The 7,166-nt window shown below is 62.2% G+C and carries 6 protein-coding genes; 4 read left to right on the forward strand and 2 right to left on the reverse strand.

Annotated features, from left to right (window positions below; genetic code table 11):
* Position 1 precedes the first annotated feature (1 nt).
* Entirely contained in the window at positions 2-1,288 is a 1,287-nt protein-coding gene (locus BG57_RS19255; protein ID WP_035967213.1) for an AmpG family muropeptide MFS transporter, read from the forward strand.
* Positions 1,285-2,220 carry a M48 family metallopeptidase gene (locus tag BG57_RS19260; protein WP_035967215.1) on the forward strand — a complete coding sequence of 312 codons (936 nt, stop codon included), beginning with the start codon at positions 1,285-1,287 and terminating at the stop codon, positions 2,218-2,220. The genes BG57_RS19255 and BG57_RS19260 overlap by 4 nt, the downstream gene beginning before the upstream one ends.
* A 5-nt stretch (positions 2,221-2,225) precedes the next feature.
* Here the strand turns inward: BG57_RS19260 and BG57_RS19265 are convergent, their stop codons facing one another.
* A complete protein-coding gene (locus BG57_RS19265) occupies positions 2,226-3,008 on the reverse strand; it encodes an exodeoxyribonuclease III (RefSeq protein WP_035967216.1) in 783 nt (260 codons plus the stop codon).
* 26 nt (positions 3,009-3,034) lie between these two features.
* Positions 3,035-3,874, reverse strand: coding sequence for a PPK2 family polyphosphate kinase (locus tag BG57_RS19270; RefSeq protein ID WP_035967217.1), 840 nt, complete (start codon positions 3,872-3,874; stop codon positions 3,035-3,037).
* 224 nt (positions 3,875-4,098) lie between these two features.
* Between BG57_RS19270 and BG57_RS19275 the strand changes: the two genes are divergently transcribed.
* On the forward strand, positions 4,099-4,350 hold the full coding sequence (locus tag BG57_RS19275; protein ID WP_035967219.1) for a PAAR domain-containing protein: 252 nt from the start codon (positions 4,099-4,101) through the stop codon (positions 4,348-4,350).
* 10 nt (positions 4,351-4,360) lie between these two features.
* A complete protein-coding gene (locus BG57_RS19280; RefSeq protein ID WP_052005890.1) occupies positions 4,361-7,141 on the forward strand; it encodes a type VI secretion system Vgr family protein in 2,781 nt (926 codons plus the stop codon).
* The last annotated feature ends 25 nt before the right edge of the window (positions 7,142-7,166 follow it).

The following is a 7,166-nucleotide window of genomic DNA, read 5'->3' on the forward strand; positions in this document are numbered from 1 at the left end:
CATGCCCGACACGCCACACGAGGCGCCCGCTCTTACCGCTCACGAAGATCATCCCGGCTGGCGCGCGTTCCTGAACACGCGCATTCTGATTTGCGTCGTTCTCGGTTTCACGTCCGGCCTGCCGCTCTTCACGCTCGTCAACCTGATCCAGGCGTGGCTCACGACCGAGCACATCAACGTCAAGCAGATCGGCCTGTTCGCCCTGATCGGACTTCCCTATACGTGGAAGTTCGTCTGGGCGCCGCTGATGGACCGCTACGTTCCGCATCTGCCGTTCTGGCGGCCGGGCCGGCGGCGCGGCTGGATGCTGTTCATGCAGGTGCTCGTGGCGCTCGCGATCGGCGCGTTCGGCTTCTTTTCGCCTGCGCAGAACCTCTGGACGGTGGCGGGCATCGCCCTGTTGCTCGCGATCTTCAGCGCGAGTCAGGATATTGCCATCGACGCGTACCGGCGCGAATTGCTCGCCGATACCGAGCAAGGTCTCGGCAACGCGGTCCACGTCAATGCGTACAAGGTCGCGGGCCTCGTGCCGGGCTCGCTGGCGCTGATTCTCGCGGGTTTCCTGCCGTGGAAAACGGTTTTCATCGTCACAGCGCTGTTCATGCTGCCCGGCATCATCATGACGTTGTGCATCAAGGAGCCGGAGATCCACGGCGCGCCGCCGAAGAATCTGCGCGACGCGATCATCGAGCCGTTCCATGAGTTCGTGACGCGCGATGGCTGGCGCAACGCGCTACTCGTGCTCAGCTTCATCTTCCTCTACAAGCTCGGCGACACCATGGCGACCGCGCTCGCCACGAAGTTCTTCCTCGATGTCGGCTTCACGATGAAGCAGATCGGCGTGATCGCGAAGACGGTCGCGTTCTGGACGAGCATCGCGGGCGGAATCGTCGGCGGCGTGTTTCTCGTCAAAATCGGCATCGCGCGCGGGCTGTGGATTTTCGGCGTGCTGCAGATCGTCGCGACCATCGGATTCGCATGGCTCGCGAAGATCGGGCCTTCGCCGCTCGCGCTCGGCGTGCTGTATGGCTTCGAGACGTTCGCGACGGGCCTGACGCTCGCGACTTTCACCGCCTATATCGCGAGCACGACCGATCCGCGCTACACCGCGACGCAGTTCGCGCTCTTTACGAGCCTCGCGGCGGTGCCGCGCACGGTGGCGGCGTCGGCGAGCGGGTTCATCGTCGCGCAGACGGGCTGGTTCGAGTACTTCCTCGTCTGCGTCGCGCTGTCGATTCCGGGCATGTTACTGTTGCCGTTGATCGCGCCCTGGAGATCAAAACGATGACGGTGCGGAGATTCGCCAATCGTGCGCTGACCGGCGCGCTGGCTGCGGCGTTCCTCACGTCGCTTGCGTCGTTGACACCGCTCGTCGCGCGGGCCCAGGACGAGGATCGCGCGCCGCCCGCCTACACCGCACCGAACAGCCAGGTCCGCTTCGGCGACACGGCGCTGTTTCGCAACCTGATTCCCCCCGCGACGCTCGAGTCGCAGTCCGCCGACGAATACGCGCAGATCATTCACGAGGCGGAGCGCAACAAGTTGCTGCTCGGCAATGACAACCCGCTCGCAAAGCGCGTGCACGATATCGTGAATCACGAGGTCCCGTTTGCCTTGAAGTGGAACGACCGCTCGAAGGCGTGGAAGTGGGAAACGCACGTCGTCAAGTCGAACGAGGTTCGGATGTACTGTCTGCCGGGCGGCAAGATCGTCGTGTATAGCGGATTGATCGAGAAGCTGCGCCTGAACGACAACGAAATCGGCATGATGATCGGCCACGAGATTGCTCACGCGCTGCGCGAACATGCGCGCGAGCGGCTCGGACGGCAGCAGGCCGCGCAACTCACCGCGGGCACGATGCCGCAGCTTTTCGGCTTCGCGGATGTCGGCTCGACGCCGCTCGGCATCGGCGATCAATTGCTCGCCATGCGCTACTCCCCCGCCGACGAAACCGAAGCCGATGTGATCGGCAGCGAGATCGCGTCGCGCGCAGGCTACGATCCGCGCGCCGCCGTCACGCTGTGGAACAAGGTCGATTCGGCCACGCGCCGCGCGGACAACGGCTTCATCTGGATGCATCCGTACGGCCCGGATCGCCGGCAGGATCTGCTGAAACGCATGCCCGACATGATGCCGCTCTACGCGAAGGCAATCGGCAAGAACATCGATCAGTTGCCGACTTATGCGGGCATGGGCCGGTTCAAGAAGACGGGCCGCTAGCGCGCTTATTTCTTCGCGAGTTTCCAGTCGTAATCGACGGTCAGCGGCGCGTGATCGCTGAACTTGATATCGCGGAACACGGAAGTGCTCTTTGCGCTGGCTGCGACTTCCTTCGTCGCGATCTGATAATCGATACGCCACCCGACGTTCTTCGCATACGCCTGACCGCGATTGCTCCACCACGTGTACTGCTCGGGGCGCGTGTCGAGCGTGCGGAAAACATCGACGTAGCCGACTTCATCGAATAGTTTCGTGAGCCATTCGCGCTCTTCGGGCAGGCAGCCGGAGTTCTTCTGGTTGCTCTTCCAGTTCTTGATGTCGATTTCCTTGTGCACGATGTTCACGTCGCCGCACACGATGACTTCGCGCTCCTTCGACAGTTCCGCCAGATGCGGCATGAACTCGTCCATGAAACGATACTTCGCCTGCTGACGCTCTTCACCGCTCGAACCAGATGGCACGTACACCGAAACAACGGACAGCTTGCCGAAGCGCGCTTCCACGTAGCGGCCTTCGGGATCGAATTCCTCGCTGCCGAAACCGATGATCACATCGTCCGGTTCATGGCGCGTATAGACGCCCGCGCCGCTGTAGCCCTTCTTGACCGCGTGCTGAAAGTAGCCCTGAAAGCCGTGCGGCGCGAGAAACTCCGGTGTCAGATCGTCTTGTGAGCATTTGATTTCCTGCACGCAGACGACATCCGATTTTTGCTCGCCGAACCAGTCGAAGAAGCCTTTCTTGGCGGCCGAACGAATGCCGTTCAGATTAGCGGTGATGACGCGAAACATACGCTTCCTTGTTATTGATGTCCTGATTATTCGACTTTGATGCCCTTCAGCGATTCCTTCGCCGGCGGGAATTCCAGCTTCATGCCCTGCATGGTGCGCAGAAGCAGTTCGGCAACCATCACGTTGCGATGCGTCTTTGAATTGCCGGGAATGACGTACCACGGCGCATAGTCCGTCGATGTCGCACCGAGCGCGACGGCATACGCGTGCTGGTAATGGTCCCAGAGCTTGCGCGCCTCCAGATCGGAGACATCGAATTTCCAGTGCTTCGTCGGATCGTCGATGCGTGCTTGCAGGCGCTCGCGCTGTTCGTCCTTCGAAATATGCAGGAAGCATTTGACGATGGTCGTGCCCGTGTCCGCCATCAGCGCCTCGAAATCGCGGATATGGCGATAGCGCCGCTCGCATTCGTCGGCGTCGATTTGCTTCAGCACGCGCGGCACGAGGACGTCTTCGTAGTGACTGCGATTGAAGATGGCGAATTCGCCGGCCATCGGCGCTTGCGCGTGGACACGCCAGAGGAAGTCGTGCGCGGCCTCGCGTTCGGACGGCGCGCGAAACGGCACGATGCGCAGGCCGAGCGGATCGACGTCGTGGAAAACCGCGCGGACCGTGCCGTCCTTGCCGCTCGTGTCCATGCCTTGGAGAACGAGCAGCACCCGTTGATGCCGCTGCGCGTGCAATCGCTCTTGCAGGTCGTCGAGTTGTGCGCCGATTTCGGCCAGACGCGCGCGGTCGCCGTCTTTGGTACCGGTGGAAAAGGGCTTCGCGGAGGGATCGACGGAGCTTAGATCGAATGGCTTGAGCTTCTTGCCGCCGTCGAAGAACGGGACGCGAAAGTCGTCGAGGTCGGTGTTTTTCGCCATGTCTCTGTTCGCCTTTTCAGTGGTATGGGATGGCCTGGCGTCGCAGAAAGCGCGCCAGGTTTCGCCCACGCACCTGAGCAAGCGTCCGCCGATAGTCGGAGGAAAGACGCATCCGCACCGGCGAAATTGTAGCAGTGACATTTTGTCGATGCTTGCGGGCAGCGCTTCGGCTTGTCGTAGCCTATCCGCCATTCCAATCCAGATAACGATAAGGATGGCAGACGATGAGGGATCTTACAGGGCGTGACGCAGCCCGCCTCGGCGACAAGACCGACCACGGCAGCACCATCATTCAGGCTGCGGCCGAACTCAAACATAGGGGCATCCCGACGGCGCTGGACGGGCACCTGACCGAGTGCCCGAGGTGCGGCGGGACCTATCCCATCATCGCAACGGGCGCACGCCGGCACAAGGGCGTGAAAGTCGCGCTGATCGGCGACAAGACCGCCTGCGGCGCGACGATCATTCCCGCTTGAGGGTTGCCGCATGATGGAACTAACGCAAGCCCGCACGCTCGGCTTTCGCTGCGCGGCCCTTCCCGCCGACGACTACTACGGCACGCCCTTTCTGGCACCAACGCGCCTGTACGGAACCGAGGCCATCGGCGAGATATTCGAGTACGCGGTCACCGCGAAGACGTTGAATAGTCGCTATTACTCGCACGACGAAGACGCCAATCTCGACCTCGACAAACTGCTGGGCAAAACCGCGACCGTCACCATCGAAGTGACCGGAAACGGAACGTTCATCCCCGGCCTGCCCGGCGATACCGGCGCGGGTCATGTCGGCGCTCACACGCGCGAGATCACCGGCATGATCACGGCGACGCGCTTCGTCGGCCGTGAAGGCCGCTCGATGGTGTACGAATTCACGCTGCGCCCGCCGCTTCATCTGGCAACGCTGAATCAGGAATCGCGCGCGTTCTTCGGCAAGGACGTCATCGCGATTTCGCGTGATGTGTTGAGCCGCTATCCGATGCAGGTCGATTACCGGCTGGGCGTCTGGGGTTTCTCCAATCGCGTCTTTCCGAAGCGCGACTATCAGCGCCAGGCGTGGGAAAGCGATTATCAGTTCCTGCGCAGGCTGTGGGAAGAATGGGGACTGTGGTTCTGGTTCGAGCATTCAGACGGCCACTGCCGGATGGTGCTCACTGACCTGATGAGCGCACACAAGTCGCACGGGCCCGCGCATAAGACGCTTCGCTATCACCCGTCGCGCGGCGAGCGGCTCGACGAGGAATACATCGATACGCTATCGATCCGCAACGTCCTCGGCACAGGACAGGTCACGCTGCGCGACTACGACTACACGAACCCGCACCTGGCGCGACCGGTGACGACGCCAGAAGGCACATCGGCACAGCCGCGCAATCTCAAGCATCCCCAACCTGAGCATTACGGCTGGGGCGATTTCGCGCAGCCGCTCGAAGACGGTCTGGATCGCGCGCCGAACGACAAGCGGGACGAGGCGCGGTATCTGTCGGACGTGCGCATGGGCGCATTGCGCTGTCAGACCCTGCGCGCGAAGGGCCACGGACACCTGACGGGCCTTCTGCCGGGCTATCGGTTCAGTCTGATCGAGTATCCGCAGCAGAAAGCCAACACGAACTACCTCGTGGTTTCCTGCACGCTCGATATTCGGGAAGTCGATGTCGAAGCAGCCGGCGCGCCGCCGTTTCGCTGCGACGCGGACTTCGAGATTCAGCCGGCGGGCGAGTATCACCGGCTCGAACAGAAGACGCCCAAGCCGCGCATCGGCGGACCTGAGAACGCGATCGTCGTCGGTTATGGCGACTATGAGCACTGGCTCGACGCGATGAACCGCGTGTTGATCCAGTTCGCGTGGGATCGCGAGGGCAAGTTCGACGGTGACCGGTGCGCTTGGGTGCGCGTGGCGATGCCGTGGCAAGGCTATGCGCGCGGGATGGCGCTGCCGCTGCGCGTCGGAGATGAAGTGATCGTCGAGCACGTCAATGGCGATCCCGATCTGCCGATCATCGTGGGCAGCGTCGTCAATCACGACAAGCCGCCTGCCTGGGATTTGCCGCGCAACCAAAGTCTGTCGGGCATCAGGAGCCTGTCGTTGGGCGACGGCCTGAAATCGAATCATCTTGCGCTGGACGATACCAAGGATCAATTGCAGGCTCAGCTTGCCAGTGACCAGAGTTCGTCGATTCTGAGCCTCGGCTTCATCCGCCGCATCTTCGGCAAGGAAGGCCGCAAGGAGGCGCGCGGCGAAGGGTTCGAACTGCGCACCGACGGGCATGGCGTAGCTCGGGCGGCCAAGGGATTGCTCGTAACCACCGAGGCTCGCACCGGCGCGCAAGCCCATGCGACGGACATGGGCGAGACGATCGGGCGGCTGACTCAGGCGCGCGACGTTCACGAGAGCATGGCCGAACTCGCGCAGCGGCACGGCGCGCAAACGGCGAGCGGCAATCAGTCGGACGTGGCCAAGTCCATTAAGACGACCAATGACGCGCTACGGGGCGTGGGCCAAGGCAATCCTCACTCAGGCGGCTTTCCAGAGTTCGCCGAGCCGCATCTGACGCTCGCCAGTCCGGCTGGCATACAGGCGACGACGGCGGGCAGCACGCACCTCGCAAGCGACAAAGACCTCGCGGTGACGACTGGTCGGCACATCAGCCTGGCGGCGGCGCGTTCGTTGTTTGCGAGTGCGCTGGAGTCGGTCGCGGTGTTTGCGCAGAAAGCGGGGATCGCGCTGACGGCGGCTGCGGGCAAGGTTCGCATCGAGGCTCAGAGCAATAGCGTGCAGGTCATCGCAAAAAAAGATGCTGAAGTCGTCAGCACCGATGGGTGGATCAATCTGACGGCTGCCAAGGGAGTGCGAATCAACGGCGGGGGAACCGTGCTGGAGATTAGTCCGAGCGGGCTCGTTGGCTTTACCAGCGGACAGTTTCTTGTTCACGCCGCGGATCATGGGACGGAGGGGCCGCAGTCTTTCCCGCCAGCGTTTCCCGTCCGATCGGTCAGCGAACAGCGTTCCTTGCAGCACCTATACCGCGACGACGAACCGGTCAACGCGGCGGAGTTTGAAATCGCCTACGACGATGGATCGACCTACAACGGCGTACTCGATGATGCCGGCAATGCCGATTTGAGCCACGCGCCCGTGGGCTCTGGACGCATCAAGTTCGGCCCTGATTCGCGCGATTGGCAGATCAAGGCTCTCGAGGACAACCGGGGTTATCGGTCCTCATGGTCCGACGACGATTTCCAGCGATCCGCTAACAGAAACAGTAATTGAAATATGGCAGGCGAAGTCATCAACA

The sequence above is a fragment of the Caballeronia grimmiae genome, from assembly GCF_000698555.1.
GTDB lineage: Bacteria > Pseudomonadota > Gammaproteobacteria > Burkholderiales > Burkholderiaceae > Caballeronia > Caballeronia grimmiae.